This window comes from Xanthomonas prunicola (assembly GCF_025266575.1).
Lineage (GTDB): Bacteria > Pseudomonadota > Gammaproteobacteria > Xanthomonadales > Xanthomonadaceae > Xanthomonas > Xanthomonas prunicola.
Genome location: NZ_CP096142.1, coordinates 1126380 through 1149730 on the forward strand (window position 1 = coordinate 1126380; position 23351 = coordinate 1149730).

The 23351-nt window shown below is 63.7% G+C and carries 15 protein-coding genes and 1 tRNA gene; 1 reads left to right on the top strand and 15 read right to left on the bottom strand.

Annotated features, from left to right (window positions below; all coding sequences use genetic code 11):
* Nucleotides 1-411: 411 nt before the first annotated feature.
* From M0D43_RS04760 to M0D43_RS04770, 3 genes are all read right to left on the bottom strand, one after another.
* On the bottom strand, nt 412-2736 hold the full coding sequence (locus M0D43_RS04760; RefSeq protein ID WP_252163745.1) for a tetratricopeptide repeat protein: 2325 nt from the start codon (nt 2734-2736) through the stop codon (nt 412-414).
* 24 nt (nt 2737-2760) lie between these two features.
* Entirely contained in the window at nt 2761-4629 is a 1869-nt protein-coding gene (locus M0D43_RS04765; protein WP_252163746.1) for an ATP-binding protein, read from the bottom strand.
* A 209-nt stretch (nt 4630-4838) separates the two neighbouring features.
* On the bottom strand, nt 4839-6194 hold the full coding sequence (locus tag M0D43_RS04770) for a helix-turn-helix transcriptional regulator (RefSeq protein WP_252164960.1): 1356 nt from the start codon (nt 6192-6194) through the stop codon (nt 4839-4841).
* Between the two features lie 884 nt (nt 6195-7078).
* Here M0D43_RS04770 and M0D43_RS04775 point away from each other — a divergent pair.
* Entirely contained in the window at nt 7079-7870 is a 792-nt protein-coding gene (locus M0D43_RS04775; RefSeq protein ID WP_252163747.1) for a response regulator transcription factor, read from the top strand.
* Nucleotides 7871-8401: 531 nt separating this feature from the next.
* Here M0D43_RS04775 and M0D43_RS04780 read toward each other — a convergent pair.
* From M0D43_RS04780 to ileS, 12 genes are all read right to left on the bottom strand, one after another.
* Nucleotides 8402-8788 (bottom strand): DUF805 domain-containing protein, encoded by a 387-nt coding sequence (locus M0D43_RS04780; RefSeq protein WP_101363444.1) that lies wholly within the window; start codon nt 8786-8788, stop codon nt 8402-8404.
* 411 nt (nt 8789-9199) lie between these two features.
* Nucleotides 9200-10606 (bottom strand): DNA repair protein RadA, encoded by a 1407-nt coding sequence (gene radA / locus M0D43_RS04785; RefSeq protein ID WP_101363445.1) that lies wholly within the window; start codon nt 10604-10606, stop codon nt 9200-9202.
* 89 nt (nt 10607-10695) lie between these two features.
* Entirely contained in the window at nt 10696-12042 is a 1347-nt protein-coding gene (locus M0D43_RS04790; RefSeq protein ID WP_252163748.1) for an aminotransferase class I/II-fold pyridoxal phosphate-dependent enzyme, read from the bottom strand.
* Between the two features lie 222 nt (nt 12043-12264).
* Nucleotides 12265-14145, bottom strand: coding sequence for a M61 family metallopeptidase (locus tag M0D43_RS04795; protein ID WP_252163749.1), 1881 nt, complete (start codon nt 14143-14145; stop codon nt 12265-12267).
* Between the two features lie 169 nt (nt 14146-14314).
* On the bottom strand, nt 14315-14650 hold the full coding sequence (gene cyoD, locus M0D43_RS04800) for a cytochrome o ubiquinol oxidase subunit IV (protein ID WP_101363447.1): 336 nt from the start codon (nt 14648-14650) through the stop codon (nt 14315-14317).
* Nucleotides 14650-15282, bottom strand: coding sequence for a cytochrome o ubiquinol oxidase subunit III (gene cyoC / locus M0D43_RS04805; protein WP_008577121.1), 633 nt, complete (start codon nt 15280-15282; stop codon nt 14650-14652). Before cyoC ends, cyoD begins: the two co-directional genes overlap by 1 nt.
* Complete coding sequence (gene cyoB, locus M0D43_RS04810; protein WP_101363448.1) at nt 15279-17279, bottom strand: cytochrome o ubiquinol oxidase subunit I; 2001 nt, start codon at nt 17277-17279, stop codon at nt 15279-15281. Before cyoB ends, cyoC begins: the two co-directional genes overlap by 4 nt.
* Nucleotides 17279-18214 (bottom strand): ubiquinol oxidase subunit II, encoded by a 936-nt coding sequence (gene cyoA / locus M0D43_RS04815; RefSeq protein ID WP_252163753.1) that lies wholly within the window; start codon nt 18212-18214, stop codon nt 17279-17281. Before cyoA ends, cyoB begins: the two co-directional genes overlap by 1 nt.
* Before the next feature lie 360 nt (nt 18215-18574).
* Nucleotides 18575-18650, bottom strand: a tRNA-Thr gene (locus M0D43_RS04820).
* A 73-nt stretch (nt 18651-18723) separates the two neighbouring features.
* Nucleotides 18724-19674 (bottom strand): 4-hydroxy-3-methylbut-2-enyl diphosphate reductase, encoded by a 951-nt coding sequence (ispH, locus tag M0D43_RS04825; protein WP_252163754.1) that lies wholly within the window; start codon nt 19672-19674, stop codon nt 18724-18726.
* A gap of 66 nt (nt 19675-19740) precedes the next feature.
* Nucleotides 19741-20259, bottom strand: a complete 519-nt coding sequence (gene lspA, locus M0D43_RS04830) for a signal peptidase II (protein WP_252163755.1) — start codon at nt 20257-20259, stop codon at nt 19741-19743.
* Nucleotides 20260-20519: 260 nt separating this feature from the next.
* A complete protein-coding gene (ileS, locus tag M0D43_RS04835) occupies nt 20520-23351 on the bottom strand; it encodes an isoleucine--tRNA ligase (protein WP_252163756.1) in 2832 nt (943 codons plus the stop codon).

Consider the following 23351-nt stretch of genomic DNA (forward strand, 5'->3'; position numbering starts at 1 on the left):
ACCTCGCATTGCCTGCAGTGCGTGGCGCCACCGGTGGCGTGTTGTCGTCGGGCCGGCAACGACCCCATTGCGGCGGCTACCGCCGGTGTACGCGCACTGGCCGACGCGCTATCGCGCTATGCCAGTGACGACGAGGCGAGCTCGCCGCACGCGGTGCTCGAACGCAATGCTCTCAATCCAGCAGGCACGCTGTGGAAAGCGCGGTGTTGCATCCGGGGTGGCGCCGTGTGGCGACATGAACGCTGCCAGCACACCCATGATGGATGACAGGATTCCCGACACCAAATGCGTCGCTACGCATCAAACGTGAGGCCAGAACGCACGCCACACATCCCGAATGCCCAATCGCCAATCCCCAACCCCGGCGGCGATCGCATCAACGGCCACCGCCAGACAGCTCTGATCGCCGCCCTACAACCCGTAACGCTCCACCGCATCCAGATGCGGCTGCGGATCCTGGCCGCAGGCTTCGGCAAGTCGCAGCCAGCACATCGGATGCGACCAGCGCGAGGTCGTGCATCGCAGGACGCGATGCAGTTCCTGCGGGGCGACGTTTTCCGGAAGCGCCACGGTGAACAACACGCCCGGCAGCCCGGATGTCGCATCCTCCGGGTCGAACGCATCCGGATGGTCCGGGTCGACCACGCGATAGTCGTCGCGACTGTGCAGCCACATCTTCCAGCCGCGCATTTCCATGTCGGCACGCATCGCCTCGATCACCTCGTCGCCAGGATGCACGCCGTCCACCAGCCAGCTGTTGGCATAGTCGCCCGCCTGCAGCACATGCACCTGCGCGTAGGTCGGCACGAAACGTTCGCGTTCGGCCTCATCTTCCGGCGGCGGATACAGTAGTTCGGCGTCGAACACCACCCAGTCGCCGACATGCTGGCGCCGATGCGCAGGCGCGTTTTCGGCGATGCGTGCAGTCGCCGGACCGGTGCGGCGCGCGTAGTACTCGGCCACTTCGCCATCATCCATGCAACGGATGATGACCCAACCCCAGGTCTCTTCGACCACGCCGTTGGTGCTGCTGAGCTCCATGCCGATGGCCTGCGCAGACGCACGCACCGCGTCCCAATCCTGCGCGGCGCTGGCCGCCGTCATGTGGTCCCAATGCGCAGAACGCGGATCTTCCTGCAGCTCGGTGAGTTGCCGATAGACCGCGGCGGCTTCGGCAAACCGCCCGGTAGTGAGGTACATGCGCGCCAACAAGCCGCGCGCGCCGTGCGAGCCGGGCGATAGTTCCAACAGCGCGGTGCATGCCTGTTCCAGCGCCGGCCAATCGGCCAGCCGCTGCGCAAGCTGGGCCTCGCACCACAGCGCCGCCACCGGCACCTGCGGGCGATACAGCTGCGCCAGCCGGCGCACGCCCGCGTCATCGCCCCGGCCCAGCAACAGATTCATCAGCCGGAAGGTGGGGCTGGTTTCGCGATCGGCATGCCGCTGGACGAAGGCCCACAGCAGCGCAATCGCCTGCTCGTCTGCCGCGCAGGCACTCAATGCGGACGCTGCAGTATCGACCAACTCGGCATCGTCCGGACGCTCGGCCACCGCCTGCAGCAACCATTGCGCTTCGCGCTCGGGATTGCGCACGACATCATCGCCCTGCGCGTTCAACCATTCCAGCAACTGCGCGGCAGCGACCGGCACCTCCTCGCCCGCCGATGCGGCTGCGATGCGCGCAGCCCAGCCGTCTAGCGCCAGCGTGGCGCCACGGTCCTGCCGCAACTTGGGCGCATGCGCACGCGCCTGCGCCAGATGCCGGCGTGCCGTCCACACCGCACCGCGCCGCAGCGCCAGATCGATCGCGAGCTCGGCGGCTTCGATCAGGATGCGATGCGCACCGACCTGCGCGTAATGATCGAGCATTACCTGCAAGCGGCTGCCCAGATCCCAGCTATTGCGCTCGGGGGCGCGCGGTACCAGCACCGCCACTGCACGCAACCAGTGCAGGCGGTAACGCGGGGCAACCTCGCGCCATGGCAGCAGCGCTTCCATGGCTTCATCGTCGCGCTGCAACAGGGCCAGCGCGCGCGCCTTCTGCAGGCGCCGCGGCTGACTGCAATTGGCCCACTCGGCGCCTTCGCGCGCGGCGTCGCGCTCGCGTTGTTCCACCAGCACCAGCGCTTCCTGTGCACGCCCAAGCGCAAGCAGGATCGAGATGCGCATGTCTGCCACCCCGTCGTAGAGTTCGCCTCCATGCGCCTGGATGGTCTGCGATTGCTGCTCCAGATACTGCAGCGCTGCGTCACCGCGCCCGTCGTCGAGCAAGGCATCGGCTTTTTCGCAGCTCAGGCATTGGTAACACGACCAGCTAGGATCGATGCGGCCAAGGGTTTCATCGCACACATCAATGCGTTCTTCCACCCAGCCGGGGCCATCGATGTTGGCGTAGCACGCGGCCAGATCTTGGGTCACGCAGACCGACTGCGGGCACTCCACCGCATCGGTACGGTGCGCGCGCTCGAACAGCGCCACCGCATCGCCCAGCGCGCGCTCGCCTTCGCACAGATTGCCGACCCGGTTGCGCATTTCCCAATGGCCGACGAACACTTCCAGCCAGGGGTTGGCCAGCGTCTTGCCCAGCGCACGCGCCTCGGGCAACAGCGCTTCGGCACGCTCGATCTGCAGATCGCAGATATGGTCGGTCAGGCGCGTCAGCAGCTGCGCGTTCTGCGGCTGCCCGGCTTCGCCCAGGTCGTCCTGCAGCTTCTCCACCCAGTTCCAGATTTCCATCGTGTCGCTCCTGCGATGCGGCGCTCAGCGCACCAGCAATTGGGTCACGGCCTGGGCGAGATCGCCGAAGGCCTTATTCAGGTCGGAAACGCCCGCTTCGGTGCTGCCCGGCTGTGGTTGCGTGCGCCCTTGCGACGAGACGATTACCTTGAGCGAGCGCAGCAAGCGCGCCGCCACCGCCGCCTGCGGATTGCCCGCACGCTGCGCGGCCAGCACGGCCTGCAGCGCGGGATTATCAAGATTTAGGTACAACCGCTGGGTCTGCCGTGCTTCGATACGTGCGGTGAACTGACGCGCCAGGCGCAACGCGGCAGTGGAGATGCGCTTGTCGTTCTCGTCCTGCTCCAACCGGCGCTTCAGCTCGGCCTCGCGATCAAGCACCACCACCAGCGGTAATTCCTGCGGGCTGAAACGCGCCGGCACCAACGCTTCCCCATCGCCCAAGTGCTGTTCCAGCCACGCCAGCTCGTCGGCCGGCAGGGTGTCCAGATGGAATAACTGGCGGTTGCCCTGTTCGGTGCCCAGCTCGACCAGGCGCACCCCCTTGGCCTGCGCCCAACGCCGCAAAAACGGCACCACCGCATACCGGTTGCCATAGGCCACCGGCACGCCCATCGCACGGAACAGCATTTCTTCGAAACCACTGTCGCTATCCAGGATCACATGCACCGCGCCGCGCGCCGGCAATTGCTGCGCCGGCAGATCGCCTTGCGACGTCGGCACCCGCACGTGTTCCAGTAGTAATTCGAACAGGCGTTCATCGCACAGCGCCGCGCCCAGCAGGGCTTCGTTATGGCGCAGCAGGATGCGTCGCCATGCCTCCGGTTGCTGACGTGCGACATCGGCCAGGCCTTGCACCAATGCCTCGAACAAGGCGTGCTGCACCGCGCTGTAGACCGTATCGCGCTGCAGATCCTCGCGGCTTGCAGTGGGCGTCAATCGATTGGATTCGATCACCCCACCGATAAAGCCCGCCCACGGCGGCAGCAGTTCGCGCGCGTTGTCGTCCAGCAACATGCCGCGCAGGAACACCGACAGATTGCGGTTGTCGCTGGTGCCGTAGGTCGCACCGTCCTGCACCCATAACAAGCCGACCGCATCGCTGCCATCTTCCGCACGCACCGGCATGCAGCATAGCGGCTCGAAGTTGCGCTCGAAGCGCGCGGCGAACTCGCGTTGACGGCGCCAGGCCTGCACCGGATGCAGCGGCACGGCGTCGTGCATGCGCCACGGCGGCGGCTCGGGATTGATCGGCTGCGCATCGGCGCCGATCCAGATCGGCTCGCGCAACAGCGCGCAGTAGCGCGACAGAATCTCGCGCAGCCGCCCTTCCTGCGCCAACGACAGATACTCGCTGCGTAGTTCCAGCACCACCTCGGTACCCACCTGCGCACGCGCAGGAATCGGGCTGACGGTGTATTGCTCGGCGTTGCTGGAGATGTAGCAATGGCCCAACGTCGGAGACTGGTACGAGGTGGTGCGTACGGTCACCCGCCGCGCCAGCACGAAGGCAGACAAAAAGCCAAGCCCGAACATGCCGATCAGGCCGCTGTCTTCGTGCCCCCCCTGACGTAGCCCACGCGTGTAACCCACGCCCACGGTGGCCAGGTAATCGTGGATTTCCTGCTGGGTCAATCCAGCACCGGTATCGACGATGCGCACGATGCCCTGGGCAGTATCGGCATGCACTTCAATGCGCGATTCGCCCTGCCAATCGGTTTGTTCCAGACGACGACGCAGGATGGAATCGTGCGCGTTCTGCACCAGCTCGCGCAGCGCGACCACTGGGGTGGAATACAGATGCTTGCTGAGGACAGACATCAGCCCATTGAGATCGACGCCTGCCCGACGGATCTGCGCGGCGTCGTTCGCCTCGGGAGTGTGATCTTGCATGATCGGTCGTCGTTTCCTTGGCGGCGACGCCCATCCTCGGACGCGCCCCCTGGGTGCCAGTGCCAGCCGGAAAGGATAGCCGCAAGCCACCTCGCACGCACGTCTCAATTCAGCTCCTGCCCTACGTTACGCACTGCGATGCCCGCTGCATCACCCGCCCGAACGACCCGCCACGGCCCGGTAGCGCTACCAAGCCGTGGCGTGCAACGTTACCGCTGCAAGGTCTCCATCGGCGCCTCGTTGAAGTGCTGGCGATAGCCCTTGGCCAATGCCGAACGACTGCCCACGCCCCAGCGGCTGGCCGCTTGCAACACGCTGCCGCAACCGCCTTCGGCCAGCAGTTCGTCGCGGATGCTCTGCATGCGGTAACGACGCAGCACCTGGGTCGGCGACAGCCCGGTCGCGGACTTGAACGCCTGCTGCAGTGCGCGGCCGGTGACCCCGATTTGTGCGGCCACCTCATTGATCGACAGATCCGAGCGGTGCGCGTTGGTGATCATGTAGCTGTACGCACGCCGATATTTGGCCGGCAAGCGGGCGGAAATATCGTCGCTGACGTGCGCTGGGGTGCCGCTTTCCAGCAAGCGTGGCGCTTGCACTTCGCTGCGAAGGCATTGCACCGCGCCCAGCGCATAGCGGTTGTAGAGCAACAAGGCTTGTTCCGTGCGTCCCATCGCCTGGCTGATCTTGGCCTGGCAGTACTCGAACTCCAGATTCCAGCGCGGCGCGTGATGCCGGCCGGCACCGGCCAGCGCGCGCTCGGCCAGATCGGCACGCCCCACCGCCAAGGCGGCAAGCGCCAGTTCTACCTGTGCGTCCTGACGCGCGCACGGCGGGCAGCCAGTGGCCGCGGACGGCAACGCATCGATCTGCGCATCGAAGCCGAAGGTATCGCCACCGGCGATGCGCAGCAGGTTGCGCACATGCCGCATGCGCTGTGCCAGCACCGGCATGCTCTCGGCCAGATCGGCGATGCACGCGCGCAAATCGCTGGGCTCGAAGGCATGCGCGACATCTTCCTGGCGCAGCGTGGCCTGCCAGAACACATGGTCGCCCATGCGATCGGAGCGGCGGATGCGCAGTTGCGCAATCATGTCCAGACGTAGCGCAGTGGAGATGCGCAACCAATCGGAAGCACCGCTCTCCAGTTCGGACAGTACCTCGTTGGCGCGCTCCAGGGTCTGCAAGGCCAGCGTGCTTTGGCCCAGATGGAAGTGGGTCAGTGCCTTGCCCAGCAGGCTCTCGCCGCACAGGCTGGGCGGCGTTTCGCGGTCCATTGCCAACTGCGCGAAGCAATTCAACGCCGCACTCAGGCGCCGCTGGCTCAGCATCAACCACGCGGTGTTCCGGCACGACAGCAGGCGCAATTGGCGCTGCTGCCCGCGCATGGCCTTCAAGGCCTGCCGATACGCGTCTTCGGCCTCTTCTTGATATTCCAGGATCAGCAGCGCATCGCCGCTGGCACCGAACAGGCTGACCTCATCATCGGCGCCATCCACTGCGCCCTGTCCGTCGCGTCGCTGTTGGAGATGTTGCAGTCCCTGCGGCCAAGCACCAACCAGCATCCTGCTCGTATAGGTAGGAAGACGTTCTGCGTAAGACAACGCAGAGATCGCTGCAAAGTAGGTGGAAAGGATCATGCCGGTCTCTCTCTTGGGGGGCGGAGCAAAAGACAAGGAACGCCGAACTCGCTGGCGCAAACGATTGTATGCAGCGGATCCAATAGAATTTCTCACTTGAAGACACTGAAAAAATCAAAAAACCTCACTCTGTCCTCAAATGTGCACGTCGTGCGTTTCGCGAGATGCAGTGATTTTTTGCATACCTTCAGCAGTGTCGTGTGCCGGACATTTCATGCCATCCGGTCGGGTATTGATGCGATTTTTCTGCGCCAATGCGCTTATGCAGCCAGACAACGTCTGCGAACGCGCTGCTTCCACGCGCATTGACCGTTGTCGGCCGCAATCATTGCAATTGTGTGACCACGCATACCGCCGGTGGCTTGATGGTCAGCAGCAGGCGTATCGCGCCGCCACATCACTGCAAACGTATTCCAGATATGCGCGATTGCACGACGAATCGCAATAGTTTGGTCTAGACCTCGGCGGGTGAATGCATCTCACCGCACGCATCGGTGCATCGCTACGCGTTACCGACACGCAATTAGCGCACGGCCCAGGCACGCCTGAGATGTAAGAGCTCCGTTACGTCTAGATGAGCGCAAGTTAAAGCCAATCCACCCAAACCCGAAGAAGCGTACGCAAGCGTGAAACTTTTCGTCCTTGCAATGGTACATACCATTCGTCCGGTGCTGCCGGACTCCCCTACGGCAACCAACTGGTCCGACGATGCATCGATCTCTCCCTCTGGGTTTTGTCTTGGCGTCGGACGCCCAGCATCGGCACCCGACCCACGCGTGGTTTGCGCGCCGCCACGGGAAGGCCGACTGATGAATGACCATTGCCCCCCCGCCAATGGATCGGCGTTTTTATTGACCCAGGACGCGCGTCTAGCCTCTCAGGTCAATGCCAGCCTCGCACCGCTTTCGCGCAATTTCTCGGTGTTTTCCGATGAACTTGAGCTTCTGCGTTCGTTGCGGCATTCGCCTTGCGAGTTGCTGGTCTTCGACGCCAGTTGCGTCGCCTCCGACGACAGCTCGCTACTGGCCTGGCAGCGCTGCCATAGTGGTCAGCCCACGCCGCTGATCGTGCTCGGGCGTTTCGATTGCGCCAACGACATCTTGGACTGGTATCGCGCGGGCGCGCAGGAGGTGCTTGCGCTCCCCTTCAATTCCCACGAATTGCAGGTTCGCGCTGCCCTGGCGCTGTCGCCGGTGGCGCATGCCTGCCCAGAGACGCAGCAACTCAGCGTTGGTCCATACCAGTTGATCCGCGATGAAAATACCGTCTATCTGGATGGCAAGCCGATCGTCCTGACCGCACGCGAGTTCTCGATTGCCTGGCTGCTCTTTTCCAGCCCGGGCGTGTGCTTCCGACGTTGCCAGCTGGCCAAGGCGGTCTGGGGCAGCCACACCGAATTCACCGATCGCACCATGGAGCAGCACATCTACAAGCTGCGCAAGAAACTGCAGCTGAGCAATCACAGCAGCGCGGTGCGTATCAGAACCGTGTATTCGCACGGCTATAAATTGGAACTCGCGCTGCACGACAAAGACGCACCGACGATGAGCAAGGCTGTCACCCCGAGTCTCAGCCCGGCACATCGCACAGCCGCCTGCTAAGCAAGCACACCGCTGCACGTGCGCGATCTGCGTTGCGCAAGTCTCGCGATGAAGACGTCTTGTGCGCTGTAGCGAGAGTGTTTGACGACACTGCGTGCGTTGGCACGCTATCGACGACAAATAACGTGCAGGCGCATGTCATCCGCATGCTGCGCCGTGAATCGCGTGCTATCTGTACCGACTCAGCTGCATCGTTCATTGCACGCCCCTGTGCACATGCTGAGACCGGTGTTGCGCCGCATCGGTGCATCGCTAATGCGGCGTGGCATCGACGAATGACGCCCCCCGCCCTGCTGCGAGGAGACTCCACATTCGAAGATGCGCTGAGCATGCAGGTGCGTCGCCGCGTGCCATCCCTGTGGTCCGAGGCTTATCCCCCTGCCTGCAGAATACGGCCTTACTGGCAATCGTCACGCGCCACCAAGTGACGTTCCACCTACGCCAACGCGCAGCAGAGCGATCTGCGCACCCCACATACGACAACGGCGCAGGAAGCTCCCTGCGCCGTTGTCCGCTTTCATGACGCGTAAGTTACTGCTTGGGATTCTCGCCGTACTGGTTCGGGCCAGGCGTGCCTTCTATGCACATGAAAACCAGCAACACGAACGCACCGACGTATGGCACAAGGCTGATCAGATAAAACCAACCAGACTTGTCCTGGTCGTGCAGGCGACGCACCGTCACAGCAATAGCCGGCACAATCAACGCCAAACAAACGATCATCATTACTGCACCGATCAGCCACGCCAGCGCGCCGGGGCCGTTCTCGTTGCCCATCGTCGCTGCAGCGATGGCAAACAGGCCGCCAAACACGATCAGCACCAGAAACTGCATCAGCGCGAACATCCAATATTCCTTGCGACGCGAGCGACCATTGAAGTCGGCGTAGCGCTTGAGCGGCAGCAACATCCATTCCATCGTGATTCTCCTTAAAACGGCAGTGAGCGGTGTCTGCAATCCGGTGCACAGTGCAACGGGCCGCGCATGTTGCCATAGCCGCACTCTTTCTGAAAACGCTTTCTCGACCCCCAAATGCAAATACCGCCGTTTGTCCGACAAACGGCTTGCAGGCGTCTGAGCAGCGCGATGCAAGCAACCCATTGACATCGGAGCGCGCCTGGAGGCGCGCCGTGTCTTCCTACGTCTACCACTCCCGAGGATGGGCCTTGCGGCAGCGGTTATCAGGACGCCGGCCGGATCATCGATGGTCTGCCTGCAGCCGGCTGGAGCGATGCCAGCATGCCGCTGCCGACCATGGCCGAGAGGCCGCTTCCGCCGCGTCCGCAGATTGCTGAACCTAAAGAGCCCAAGACCCACGCGGCGCGGACGTCAGTCGGCCGCTGCTTCCAGCGCCTGGCTCAAGCGCTCCACCGCAACGATTTCCATCCCCTTGATGCTGGTGGTCTTGGGCGCATTGGCTCGCGGCACGATGGCGCGTTTGAAGCCATGCGTCGCCGCCTCCTTCAGGCGGTCCTCGCCGTTGGGGACGGGGCGGATTTCGCCGGACAGCCCCACTTCGCCGAACGCGATGGTTTTTTCGGACAATGGCCGGTCGCGTAGCGACGACAGCACAGCCAGCAGTACAGGTAAATCGGCCGCAGTTTCCTGCACGCGGATGCCGCCCACCACATTGACGAACACGTCCTGATCGCCCACCACGATGCCGCCATGGCGGTGCAGCACTGCCAGCAACATCGCCAGCCGGTTCTGCTCCAGACCCACCGCCACACGACGCGGATTGGACAATGGCGATGCATCCACCAGCGCCTGCACCTCCACCATCAGCGGCCGGGTGCCTTCGCGGGTGACCATCACGCAGCTGCCGGGCTGCTGGGTGCTGCCGCCAGACAGGAAGATTGCCGATGGGTTGGAAACCTCCTTGAGGCCTTTTTCGCCCATCGCGAAGACGCCTAGCTCGTTGACCGCACCGAAGCGGTTCTTGAACGCGCGCAACAGGCGGAATCGGCTACCGCTCTCGCCTTCGAAGTACAGCACCGCATCGACCATGTGCTCGAGCACGCGTGGGCCGGCAATGCCGCCTTCCTTGGTCACATGGCCGACCAGAAACACGGCGGTGCCGGTTTCCTTGGCGTAGCGCACCAGTCGCGCTGCGCTCTCGCGCACCTGACTCACCGACCCTGGCGCTGCGGTCAGCGATTCCGTCCATAGGGTCTGCACCGAATCGGCCACGATCAGCTTCGGCCGCGCCACGCTGGCGTGCTGCAGGATATTTTCGATACCGGTTTCGGCCAGGGCGTTCAGTCCTTCCAGCGGCAGATCCAGGCGCACCGCGCGCCCGGCCACCTGCGCCAGCGATTCCTCGCCGGTCACGTACAACACCGGCAAGGTGCCCGCCATGCTGGCCAGCGCCTGCAACAACAACGTGGATTTGCCGATGCCGGGGTCGCCACCGATCAGCACCACCGCACCTTCCACCAGCCCGCCGCCCAACACCCGATCGAACTCGCCGATGCCAGTGGACACGCGCGCCTGCTCGGATTGCTGCACATCCTTGAGCGCAGTGATCTTGGGCGCCTCGGCCTTGCCGGCCCAACCACTGCGTCGCGATGCCGCAGGCGAAGCCTTGCCGCCGGGCGTGGCGCTTTCCAGCACGATTTCGCTGAGCGTGTTCCACACCCCGCACTCGGTGCATTGTCCTTGCCACTTGTTGTATTCGGCGCCGCACTCGCCGCAGACATAGGCGGTTCTGGCTTTGCTGGCGGCGCTCTTGGCCATCGGAACATCCGGAAAAGCGGTGGGAGCGCTACTGTAGCCTCGTGGCGTCTCGCAGGGCGAGAACGGCGCCATGCGCAGGTGCCGCGGCGCTATGCCTGCGCGCGCAGGCGCGCGTCGCCATGCGCGTGCTCGCCCCAGATCCGGTCGATGCCCTCGGCCAGACGATCCAGGTCCTGTTCGGTATGCGTAGCCATCACACTGATGCGCAGGCGCTCCTGGCCGCGCGGTACCGCCGGGAAGTGCACCGGATTGACGAACAGCCCCAACTGCTCAAGGCGCATCGCCGCCGCCTTGGCATCCATGGCCGGCGGAGTGTGCACGACCAGGATCGCCGAGGGCGTGGACACGTCCAGTCCCCAGGGCAGCGCATTGAGCCGCGCGCACAAGCCGGCGGCATTGGCGTGTAGCTGGTGCATCCGCTCAGGCTCGGCAGCGATGACATCCAATGCGCCATGCGCCGCCGCGATCGTGGCCGGCGGCAGTGCGGCGGAGAACATGTACGAGCGCGATATCCAGCGCAGATACTCGATCAACGGACGCGAAGCGCACACGAAGCCGCCATTGACCGCCAAGGTCTTGCTGAAGGTGCCCATCAACACGTCGATTCCCTGCGCCACGCCGAAGTGCTCGCCGCTGCCGCCGCCATGCGCGCCGAGCACACCGGTGCCGTGTGCATCGTCGACCACCAGCAGCGCCGAATGGCGCTTGCATAGCGGCACCAGCTCATCCAGCGGCGCCAGGTCGCCATCCATCGAGTACACCCCTTCCACCGAGACGAAGGTGTCCTGCTCGCAGTGGCCACTGCGCTCCAGCCAATGCGCCAGACGCTGCAGGTCGTTGTGCGGGAACCGGCGCGAGGAGAGCCCGGCCAGTTTCAGCCCGTCGAACCAGGACGCATGAGAATACTCGTCGTAGTACATGCGGTCGCCGTTGCGTGCCAGCGCGCCGGGCAAGGCCAGGTTCGCGGAAAAACCACTGGAGAAGATCATCGCGTCCTCCTGGCCCTTGTGCGCGGCCAGACGCTCCTCCAGTTCGCGGGTGATGCGCAGGTAGCCATTGAGGAACGGCGGCCCGCCGATACCCGTGCCGTATTCTGCGATGGCACGCCCTACCCGCTCGCGCACGTGCGGATGATTGGCAAGGCCCAGATAATTGTTGGAACCGAACATCAGCACTGGACGCGGCGCGCCACCGGCGTCATCACGCAGCAGCACTTGGCGATCGGCCGGAGAGCAAATCTGGCGGTGGTACGGCATGCGCCCTTGCTCGCGGTCATGCGCAACTAGCGTCGCGACATACTGCGCCCGCTGCCGCAGGCGCATGCCGCGGTTGTCGAACAACAACGCCGGATCAAAGTTCTCGCCACTTTGGGGGAGCGGGTCGCATTGACCAGCAGCGTCGGCTGCGAGAGAAACGGTAGGCAAAGAAGGCTTCATCGTGGTGCCCGTGGCAGGTTGATCGAGGGTTGAAAGGCCGCTGGCTAGCGGCCCCAACTACGATCGCGCGCCTCCCCGTAAAGGCGCTATACCTGTGCGTATAAACAACCACGTCGGCGAGATAAAACTTGCGTAACCGCGCATGCGCCACGCGGCCTAACTACCTGGCCCCAGCCACCGCTGTGCGGTCCATGCACCGCGGCGTAGCGACACTCCGACGGCTTATCGGGCCTTGTACAACTCGCTCAGGCGATCCGGCTTGCCGGCGATACGTTCCAGATGCGGATACAGCAGGCCGCCGTGGTAATCGATGCGCACGCTGTCGTAGCGGTCCAGGCGCTTGACCAGCAACTCGATCGGCGCGGTGGTGCCCTTGGCCTCCTTGATCGCGTCCTTGATCACCTCGCTGCTGAAGGCGCGGCCATTGACCGCCACGATGGTGTTGCCGGCGATCAGGCCGGCATTGAAGGCAGGGCCGTCCCACAGCACATCGCCGATATCGCCAGAGGACTTCAGGGACAGGCCAAGCGAATAGGTCAGGCTGGCGTCCTTGTCCTCGCTCTCGTCGGCCTTGGTAGCCAGATTCGGCTCCTCGTTGTAGACCAGCTTCCAGCCGTTGGCCTCGATGCCAGCGTTCAAGGAACCGTGCCCGTCCATGCGGCTGCGCAACAGGCTGGCCCAGTCGTAGGGCGCCACGCCATTGAGCGTGGCCACGATGTCGTCGAAGGTGTACGGGTTGACGTCCCAATCGCCGTTCTTCATGCCGAAGAAGGCCTTGCCGAAATCGTCGATGGAGCGCTTGTTGTTGGTCAACTCGCGCAGCTTGCTGTCCACTTCCAGCCACATCATCTGGCCGCCGGAGTAATAGTCTTCGGCCATCTGATAGCTACGGTAGGCCTTGGGGCGGCGCATCGACATGGTCGGGTCGTTGGTGGTGTCCTGCACGGTGCGCCAGGCCATGCCGGGGCGACCGCGCGCGTAGTTCGCCGCCACGCCGGCCAGCATCTCGCGTGCTTGGTCCTGCGTCCACAGGCCCGAACGTGCAGCCATCACTTCGCCCCAGAACTGGGTCTGGCCTTCGTACAACCACAGCAGGCTGTCGCCCATTGGGACGTTGAAGTTCGGCGTCGCCAGGTCGGCGCCGCGACGGTACTTGCCATTCCACGAATGGTTGAACTCGTGCGCCAGCAGGTCGCGCCCGGTCCAGCTCTTGTCCCACTCGGTGAAGTAGGTCGGCACACCGCTGTTTTCGCTGGAGCGGTGATGCTCCAGGCCGATGCCGCCCAACTTCTTGGTCAGCGCCAGCAGGAATTCGTAGTGATCGAAATGCCGCGCACCGTAGAGCTTGTCCATCTGCTGCACCAGCGACGCATGCGCCTTGATCTGCTCGGGCTTGGCCTCCAGCGACTTGGCTTCGTCGGCGAACACGTTGAGGTAGACCGGCTGCTTGCCGCCGCTCAGTTCCACGCGCTTGTAGTACTTGCCGGCGAACATCGGCGAGTCGACCAGGTCGTCGAAGTCGATCGGCTTGAAGGTCACGGTGTCGCCAACCCGGCGGTCGGTCTCCAGCGCCGTGGCATAGCTCCAGCCAGCTGGCAAGGTGACGCTGGCCTGCGCCTTGATGTTGCGTGCGAAGACGCCGGCCGGATACAGCGCCGTGGTGTTCCACTGCAGGTTGAGCATCTCCGGGGTCATCATCACCCGGCCCTGGTTGGGGGCCTGCGGCGAGAGGAACTTGAACTCGGCCACCAGCTCGCTGGCGCCCTGCGGCACGTCCACGGTGAAGGCATACACATCGAACTGGTCGCGCTTCCACGGCACCACCTTGCCGTCGACCTTGATCACCAGCCCCGCGAGCTTGTCGATCGGCCCGGTCGGCGAGTGATTGCCCGGAATCCATTGCGGGTACAGCAGCGTCATCGGGCCCGGCCGGGCCGGCATGGTGGTTTTGACCTTGAAGATGCGATGGGCCAGATCGGTGGCATCGACGTCGATCTTCAAGGTGCCGTCGAACGGTATGTCCTGCGGCGGTGCGGTTTGCGCAGCCGCAGGCAGCGACAACGCCGCCAACAACGACACGGACAACAGGGTGGGTATTTTCATCGCAACTCCGCAGGTGACCTGGAACAGGCAAGCCCACGATGCTAAGCGCCTGCCTGTGCTTCCCCGTATGCCATTGGTCATGTTGCGGGCGAAATGGTGCGTAAAAAAAGGCCGCCAATCACTTGGCGACCTCTTCTTCAACGTTGCTGCGATCGGGCGTGGCGCCGTCTCAATGCATCATGTTGACGTTCATGTTGTGCAGCACCCACAGCGAACCGACGATCACGATGCCGATGATCAGCAGCGAGAACAGACCCACCTGCACGTTGGAGCGCTGTTCCGGCGTGCGGTCCATGTGCAGGAAGTACACCATGTGCACCAACATCTGCACCGCGGCCATGACCGAGATCACGATGACGGTGACGCCCTTGGAGAACGCGCCGCTCATCACCATCGCAAACGGGATGACGGTGAGGATCACGGCCATCACAAAGCCGATCAGATAGGACTTCAAGCCGCCGGCATGCGCGTCGGCAGCGGTTTCGGTGTGGTGGTGATTGGCCATTACAGCGCTCCCAGCAGATAGACGACGGTGAACACACCGATCCAGATGATGTCCAGGAAGTGCCAGAACAGACTCAGGCAGGCCAGACGCGTGCTGTTGCGCGCGGTCAGACCGTTCTTGGAAATCTGGATCACCAGCACCGCCATCCACAGCAGGCCCGAGGCCACGTGCAGACCGTGCGTGCCCACCAGGGTGAAGAACGCCGACAGGAAGGCACTGCGACCCGGGCCGGCACCCTCATGGATCAGGTGGTTGAACTCCCACACTTCCATGCACAGGAAGCCGATACCCAGCAGCGCGGTCACTGCCAGCCAGCCGTACAGGCCACCCATCTTGCGCTTGTGCGCGGCAATCATCGCAAAGCCGAAGCTCAAGCTGCTGAACAACAGCAGGAAGGTTTCCACCAGCACGAACTTCAGGTCGAACAGCTCCTTGGCGGTCGGCCCGTCCACCGTGGCGCCGGAGAGCACCGCATAGGTGGCGAACAGACCGGCAAACAGCAGGCAGTCGCTCATCAGATAGACCCAGAACCCGAAGACGGTGTTGCCACCGCCGTCGTGATGCTCGTGGTCGTGATCGTGGCCGCCCGCGTGGGCGGCGTGGTCAAGCGTGGTCGAGGAAGCCATGGTCATACCACCTTCGCGGCCTGCGCCGCCTGTTGCTGTTCGAGCAGGGCGAAACGTGCGTTTTCGATGCGCTCCACTTCGTCGGCCGGTACCCAGTAATCGATGTCGTCATCGAACGTGCGTGCGATGAAGCTGCCGATCATGCCCACCAGACCGATGATGGCCAGCCACCAGATGTGCCAGATCAGACCGAAGCCCAGCAGCACGCTGAAGGCACCGATGTAGACGCCTGCGCCGGTATTACGCGGCATGTGGATCGCTTCGTACTTGGATGGACGCACCCAGCCCTTGCCGTTCTGCTTGTCGGCCCAGAACTGATCGCGGTCGTCGATGTGCGGCAGCACGGCGAAGTTGTAGAACGGCGGCGGCGAAGAGGTTGCCCATTCCAGCGTACGGCCATCCCACGGATCGCCCGTGTAGTCCATATGCTCCTTGCGCTTCCACACGCTGTAACCGATCTGCACCAGGTTCAGGAAAATACCCATGCCGATGATTGCGGCACCCACAGCAGCCACGTACAGCCACGGCGCCCACTCGGGGTGGTTATAGGTGTTCATGCGACGGGTCATGCCCATGAAGCCGAGCACGTACAGCGGCATGAAGGCCACGAAGAAGCCGATAATCCAGCACCAGAACGAGGCCTTGCCGATCTTCTCGTTGAGCTTGAAGCCGAATGCCTTCGGGAACCAGTAGGTCAGGCCTGCCAGGTAACCGAACACCACGCCGCCGATGATCACGTTATGGAAGTGCGCGATCAGGAACAGGCTGTTGTGCAACACGAAGTCCACGGCCGGAATCGCCAGCATCACGCCGGTCATGCCGCCGATGGTGAAGGTGATGATGAAGCCGATCGTCCACAGCACCGGCGAGGTCATGTGCACGCGACCGCGGAACATGGTGAACAGCCAGTTGAAGATCTTCACGCCGGTCGGAATCGAGATGATCATCGTCGTGATGCCAAAGAAGGCATTGACGTTGGCACCCGAGCCCATGGTGAAGAAGTGGTGCAGCCACACCACGAACGACAGCACGCCGATGCACGAGGTGGCGTAGACCATCGAGGTGTAGCCGAACAAGCGCTTGCGGCTATAGGTGGCGATCAACTCGGAGAAGATGCCGAACGCCGGCAGGATCAGGATGTAGACCTCCGGATGACCCCAGATCCAGATCAGGTTGACGTACATCATGGCGTTGCCGCCGCCGTCATTGGTAAAGAAGTGCGTGCCCAGGTAACGGTCGGCACCCAGCAGCGCCAGCGCCACGGTCAGGATCGGGAACGCTGCGATGATCAGGATGTTGGTGATCAGCGCGGTCCAGGTGAAGATCGGCATGCGCATCAGGGTCATGCCCGGCGCGCGCATCCGCATGATCGTCACGAAGAAGTTGATGCCGGTGAGCAACGTGCCCAGGCCTGAGACCTGCAACGCCCAGATGTAGTAGTCGACACCGACCCCCGGGCTGTATTCCAGTCCCGACAACGGCGGATAGGCCAGCCAGCCGGTCTGCGCGAACTCACCCACACCCAGCGAGATGTTGATCAGCGCTGCGCCGGCCACGAACAGCCAGAAGCTCAGCGAGTTCAGGAACGGGAACGCCACGTCGCGTGCGCCGATCTGCAGCGGCACGATCAGGTTCAACAGGCCCGTCATGAACGGCATGGCCATGAAGAAGATCATGATCACGCCATGCGCGGTAAAGATCTGGTCGTAGTGATGCGGAGGCAGCACGCCTTCACCACCATTACCGGCCAGCGCCTGCTGGGTGCGCATCATCGCCGCGTCGGCAAAGCCGCGCAGCAACATGATCAACGCCACGATGATGTACATCACGCCGATGCGCTTGTGATCCACCGAGGTGAACCACTCTTTCCAGAGATAGCCCCACAGCTTGTACTTGGTGATGGCGCCCGCGATGAGCAGGCCGAGCAGGCCGGCACCACCCAGCGCGACCATGATGATCGGCTCGTGGTACGGAACTGCCTCGATGGTAAGTTTGCCTAGCATCACTTGTCTCCAGAAGTGCACATGGCGACCGGCTCCGTAGCCGATGCCTGATGGTCGCCGTGGCCTTTGTTGTGGCCCGGACCATGCATGTATTTGTCGACCAGCGAGCGGAACATGCCGTCCTGCACCGACGAGTAGTAAGTGACCGGATATTGTTCCTTGTCGTTACGATTGGCAGCCAGCACCTGGTACTCGGCAGCGTTCAACGTAGTCGGCGACGCCTTGACCTTGGCCACCCACGCATCGAAACCTGCCTGATCGGTGGCATGCGCCTTGAAGCTCATCTTCGAGAAGCCGTGGCCGCTGTAGTTGGTCGACAGGCCGAAGTATTCGCCCTGCTCGTTGGCCACCAGATGCAGCTTGGTTTCCATGCCCGCCATCGCGTAGATCATGGTGCCCAGGTGCGGAATGAAGAACGAGTTCATCACCGTGTCGGAGGTGATCTTGAAGTTCAGCGGCGTGTGCACCGGGAACGCGATCTCGTTGACGGTGGCGATGTTCTGGTCGGGATAGATGAACATCCACTTCCAGTCCAGCGATACGGCTTCGATATTGATCGGCTTGACGTCCGAATCCAGCGGCCGGTAAGGGTCCAGCGCGTGCGACGAGCGCCAGGTCAGCACTGCCAGCACCAGGATGATCACGCACGGGATCGACCACACCACCACTTCGATGGCCGTGGAGTGCGACCAATCCGGCTCGTAGCGAGCCTTGGTGTTGGAGGCGCGATATTTCCACGCGAACGCAATCGTCATCACGATCACCGGGATGACCACGATCAGCATCAGCACCACCGAGGTGATCAGCAGTTGCTTTTCGTCGTGGCCGATCTGGCCTTTCGGATTGAGGATGGCCGAGTTGCAACCTGCCAGCAGCAGGAAGGGCAACATCAGACCTGGACGAAGTAAACGCCCGAGCTGTTTCAGCGGAATCATCGGTCGATCCAAGTGCGAAGGAACGCCAGCCTCGTTCGTCGTATCCGTCCTGGGATGTTCCCGACGCAGCTGTCTTCCCAGAGGAGATGAACTGCGCAGAACGAAGACACGGGTTAGCGCGCTAATTTTAGTCTTTGCTGCACCTGCACGAAACCCATTGGCAATGATCTGACGCAATAAATACGCGCCAATTTGTGCGACATGTTGTCGCAGCGCAGCGCGAGGCAAGAATTCCGCCGTTGCGTTTGCAAAAGGGGCAGGTTTGCACGCACGCAACGCATGCGAGGACTACGTGAAACGCGGTGTTTCGGCGCTTCAAAACGCAACTGGGCCGGTACAGGCCGACCCAGTCTTGAAGCGTGGTGCCGGAAATAGGAATCGAACCTACGACCTACGCATTACGAATGCGCCGCTCTACCAACTGAGCTATTCCGGCGAGCCGTCAATTGTAGGAGCGCAGCTGCCCCCGGGTCAATCGCTGCAAGCGCCGCATCGTGCCTAGCCATCGCTCAGCTGACCAGACGCAGCCGCAGCTCCTTGGGCAGCGCGAACACCATCGATTCCGGCTCGCCTTCCAGCTCGGAGACGCCGTTGGCCCCCAGCTCGCGCAAACGCGCCAGCACGCCATCAACCAGCACCTGCGGCGCAGAGGCCCCGGCGGTGAGGCCGATATGCTGCTTGCCGACGACCCAGGCCGGATCGATCTCGCTGGCGTTGTCGATCAGGTAGGACTCCACCCCGTCACGCCGGGCCAGCTCGCTCAACCGGTTGGAATTGGAACTGTTGGGCGAACCGACCACCAGCACCAGATCGCACTGGCGCGCCAGATCGCGCACCGCATCCTGGCGGTTCTGTGTGGCGTAGCAGATGTCGTCATGGCGCGGCCCCTGCATTGCCGGGTAGCGCGCACGCAAGGCCTCGATGATGCCCATGGTGTCGTCCACCGACAGCGTGGTCTGGGTGGTGTAGGCAAGATTCTCCGGTTGGCGCACATCGAGCGTGGCGACCTGTTCGATGTCTTCGACCAGGTAGATCGTGCCCGGCCCGCGTTCGCGGCTCCACTGCCCCATCGTGCCTTCCACTTCCGGGTGGCCGGCATGGCCGATCAGCACCACGTCGCGGCCGGCCCGGCAATGCCGCGCAACCTCGAAATGCACCTTGGTCACCAGCGGGCAGGTGGCATCGAATACCTTCAGCCCACGACGCTCGGCCTCCAAGCGCACTGCCTGCGAGACGCCGTGCGCGCTGAAGATCACCGTGGCATCGTCGGGCACCTCGTCGAGTTCTTCGACGAAGACCGCGCCACGCTGCTTGAGGTCGTCGACCACGAAACGGTTGTGTACGACCTCGTGGCGCACATAGATCGGCGCGCCCAGCGTTTCGATCGCACGCTTGACGATCTCGATCGCACGGTCGACACCGGCACAAAAACCACGGGGATTGGCGAGCAGGACATCCATGGCGGACATTCTACGGGAATGGAGGATGGGGGGTCTGACCGGGCGGTACGCGTCTGCAGGCAGGCTTCAGCGCAGATTCCCGGTTCCCGACGCCTGCTTGCCGGTTTTGTCGAACAACCCGAACACCGCGATGCCGATCGCGCCGCCCACGATCGCCGAATCGGCGATGTTGAAGGACGGCCAGGTGTGGCTGCCGATGTACCACTGGATGAAATCCACCACGTGGCCATGCATCAGCCGGTCGATCACATTGCCGATGGCCCCGCCGATCACCAGCGCGTAGGGCAGCGCGCTACGCCAGTGCCCGCGCGCGGTGCGCGAGAGCCAGAACGCCAACAGGCCGCTGATGCCCACCGCCAACGCGGTGAAGAACCACAGCTGCCAGCCGCCGGCATCGCTCAAGAAGCTGAAGGCCGCACCGGTGTTATAGGTGCGGTACCAGTTCCAGAAGCCGTCGATGACCGGCACAGGGGTGTATTCCGGCAGGCTGGAGAGCACCCAGGCCTTGCTCCACTGGTCCAGCCCGACCACCACGGCCGACAGCAGGAGCCAGATCAGGGCGGAGGGTTTGGGTCTTGCGGTCATGGAATCACCTTAGCTGTTGCGTCTGCCGGGTTCGGGAGACGCTGCCCGACGGGCAAATCGGTCAGCGGCGCCGGATGCGCCATCGCGGCCCTCATCCGGCGCTGCGCGCCACCTTCTCCCGCTTGCGGGAGAAGGATATTGGAACGGACTCCCGCTTGCGGGAGAAGGGTATTGGAACGGACTCCCGCTTGCGGGAGAAGGGGTATTGGAACGGACTCCCGCTCGCAGGAGAAGCAATCAAGACATCAGAACCAGCGACGCTAGAACCAGCGACGCTGCTCGCCCGGGCCTTCGATATTGCTGACGCAGCGGCTGCACAGTTCCGGGTGACGCGGATCGCTGCCCACGCTGGCCTGGTGGTGCCAGCAACGCACGCACTTGGCCTTTCTGGTCGGCTGCGCGCTGACGAAGATGTCGTCGGTGCTGGCCGCAGTCACGGTCACGTCGCCACTGATGAACAGGAAGCGCAACTCCTCGGCCAGCGGCTGCCAGCGCGCGGCAGTCTGCGCATCGGCGGCCACGGTGATCTCCGCTTCCAGCGCCGCGCCGATCGCCCCGTTGGCACGCATCGGCTCCAGCACCTTGGCCACCTGCTCGCGCAAGGCCAGCAGCCTGTCGACATCGGCACTGCTCAGCGCAGCATCGGCCGGCAACGGCGCCAGGCCGTCGTACCAGGTGGCGAACAACACGTTGTCGACCCGCTTGCCCGGCAGATAGCCCCACAGTTCCTCGGCAGTGAAACTCAGCACCGGCGCGATCCAGCGCACGAACGCCTCGGCCACGTGATACATCGCGCTCTGCGCCGAACGGCGGCCGCGCGCATCTTCGGCCATCGTGTAGAGGCGGTCCTTGGTGACGTCCAGGTAGAGCGAGCCCAGGTCCACGCTGCAGAAATTCAGCAGCGCCTGCACGATCTCGGCGAAGTCGTAGCGCGCATACGCGGCCACGATCTTTTCCTGCAATTCGTGCGCGCGGTGCACGATCCAGCGGTCCAGCAGCACCATGTCGTCCAGCGCCACCAGGTGTTGCAGCGGATCGAAGCCGTGCAGGTTGCCGAGCAGGAAGCGCGCGGTATTGCGCAGGCGGCGATACGCATCGGCATTGCGCTTGAGGATCTCCTGCGACAGCGACATCTCGTTGCTGTAGTCGGCCGAAGCGATCCACAGACGCAGGATGTCCGCGCCCAGGGTCTTCATGATGTCCTGCGGCTCGATGCCATTGCCCAGCGACTTGGACATCTTGCGGCCGTGCTCGTCCACGGTGAAGCCGTGGGTCAGGCACTGCTTGTACGGGGCCGCCTTGTCCATCGCCACGCCGCTCAGCAGCGAGGACTGGAACCAGCCGCGGTGCTGATCGGAGCCTTCCAGATACAGGTCGGCCGGCTTGGGCAGGCCGCGGTCCACCAGCACCGCTTCATGGGTCACGCCGGAGTCGAACCACACATCCAGGATGTCGGTGATCTTGTCGTAATCGGCTGCTTCATCGCCCAGCAGTTCGGCCGCGTCCAGCGTGTACCACACGTCCACGCCGCCCAGCTCCACGCGGTCGGCGACCTGGCGCAGCAACTCGGTACTGCGCGGATGTGGCTCGCCGGTTTCGCGGTGCACGAACAGCGCGATCGGAACGCCCCAGGTGCGCTGACGCGAGATGGTCCAGTCCGGGCGCCCATCGACCATGCCGGCGATACGCGCCTGGCCCCACGACGGATACCAATGCACGTTTTCGATGGCTTTCAGCGCATCGGCGCGCAGGTTGGCCTGCTCCATCGAGATGAACCATTGCGGCGTGGCGCGGAACGCAATCGGCGTTTTGTGTCGCCAGCAATGCGGATAGCTGTGCTCCATCTTGCTGGCCGCCAACAGCACGCCGGTGTCGCGCAGCGCTTCGATGATGACGTCGTTGGCTTTCCAGATATGCAAGCCGGCCAGCACGGTGTCGCCCAGCGGCGGCGTCGACGGCAGATACACGCCGCGCCCATCCACCGGGTTGATCTGCGCGGCGCCATAGCGCTCGAGCAGGCCGTACTGCTTGGAGACCTGGTAGTCCTCCTGGCCATGGCCCGGTGCGGTATGCACCGCGCCGGTACCGTCCTCGGCCGACACGTGGTCGCCCAGCAGCAGCGGAATCTCGCGCTCGGCATAGAACGGGTGGTTCAGCAGCATCCGCTCCAGCGCCGCGCCCTTGGCATGGCCGTGCACCACCACCGTGTCCACGCCATAGCGCGACAGCGCCTTGCCGGCCAGGGCCTCGGCCACCACCAACCAGCGCGGCTGGCCGCGATCGGCCGGGCCTTCGACCAGCACGTAGTCCAGTTCCGCGCCCAGGCTCACCGCCAGCGACGCCGGCAGCGTCCACGGCGTGGTGGTCCAGATCGGCACCGCCACGCCCACGCCCGCCGGCAGGCTGGCGCCGAACGCGGCAGCGACAGCCGCCGGATCACGCGCCGGATAGGCGATATCCACCGTCGGCGACACCTTGTCGGCGTATTCGATCTCGGCCTCGGCCAGCGCCGAGCCGCAATCGAAGCACCAGTGCACCGGCTTCACGCCACGGGTCAGATGGCCATTGTCGACCACCTTGGCCAGCGCGCGGATCTCGTTGGCTTCGAAGCGGAAATCCAGCGTCTTGTACGGGTTGTCCCAATCGCCGATCACGCCCAGGCGCTTGAAATCGCGGCGCTGCAGATCGATCTGCTCGGTGGCGTACTCGCGGCACTTCTGGCGGAACTCGGCTGCGTCGAGCTTGACGCCGACCTTGCCGTACTTTTTCTCGATCGCGATCTCGATCGGCAGGCCGTGGCAATCCCAGCCCGGGATGTAGGGCGCATCGAAGCCAGCCAGATACTTCGACTTGACGATGATGTCCTTGAGGATCTTGTTGACCGCATGGCCCAGATGGATCTGGCCATTGGCATACGGCGGGCCGTCGTGCAGCACGAACAGCGGGCGCCCTGCCGCATTGGCGCGCAGTTGCGCGTACAGCCCCTCGCGCTCCCAGCGGTCCAGCATCGCCGGCTCGCGCTTGGGCAGGTCGCCACGCATCGGGAATTCCGTCGCGGGCAGATGGAGAGTGGCTTTGTAGTCTTGGGTCAC

Bases quoted from the DNA above. Each gene is read 5' to 3' on its own strand.
- lspA (WP_252163755.1), bottom strand. From the start codon at position 20,259: ATGACCGCAAGACCCAAACCCTCCGCCCTGATCTGGCTCCTGCTGTCG.
- M0D43_RS04780 (WP_101363444.1), bottom strand. From the start codon at position 8,788: ATGGAATGGATGTTGCTGCCGCTCAAGCGCTACGCCGACTTCAATGGT.
- M0D43_RS04765 (WP_252163746.1), bottom strand. From the start codon at position 4,629: ATGCAAGATCACACTCCCGAGGCGAACGACGCCGCGCAGATCCGTCGG.
- ispH (WP_252163754.1), bottom strand. From the start codon at position 19,674: ATGGATGTCCTGCTCGCCAATCCCCGTGGTTTTTGTGCCGGTGTCGAC.
- cyoD (WP_101363447.1), bottom strand. From the start codon at position 14,650: ATGGCCAATCACCACCACACCGAAACCGCTGCCGACGCGCATGCCGGC.
- radA (WP_101363445.1), bottom strand. From the start codon at position 10,606: ATGGCCAAGAGCGCCGCCAGCAAAGCCAGAACCGCCTATGTCTGCGGC.
- M0D43_RS04760 (WP_252163745.1), bottom strand. From the start codon at position 2,736: ATGGAAATCTGGAACTGGGTGGAGAAGCTGCAGGACGACCTGGGCGAA.
- cyoC (WP_008577121.1), bottom strand. From the start codon at position 15,282: ATGACCATGGCTTCCTCGACCACGCTTGACCACGCCGCCCACGCGGGC.
- M0D43_RS04790 (WP_252163748.1), bottom strand. From the start codon at position 12,042: ATGAAGCCTTCTTTGCCTACCGTTTCTCTCGCAGCCGACGCTGCTGGT.
- cyoA (WP_252163753.1), bottom strand. From the start codon at position 18,214: ATGATTCCGCTGAAACAGCTCGGGCGTTTACTTCGTCCAGGTCTGATG.
- cyoB (WP_101363448.1), bottom strand. From the start codon at position 17,279: ATGCTAGGCAAACTTACCATCGAGGCAGTTCCGTACCACGAGCCGATC.
- M0D43_RS04795 (WP_252163749.1), bottom strand. From the start codon at position 14,145: ATGAAAATACCCACCCTGTTGTCCGTGTCGTTGTTGGCGGCGTTGTCG.
- M0D43_RS04775 (WP_252163747.1), top strand. From the start codon at position 7,079: ATGAATGACCATTGCCCCCCCGCCAATGGATCGGCGTTTTTATTGACC.
- M0D43_RS04770 (WP_252164960.1), bottom strand. From the start codon at position 6,194: ATGCTGGTTGGTGCTTGGCCGCAGGGACTGCAACATCTCCAACAGCGA.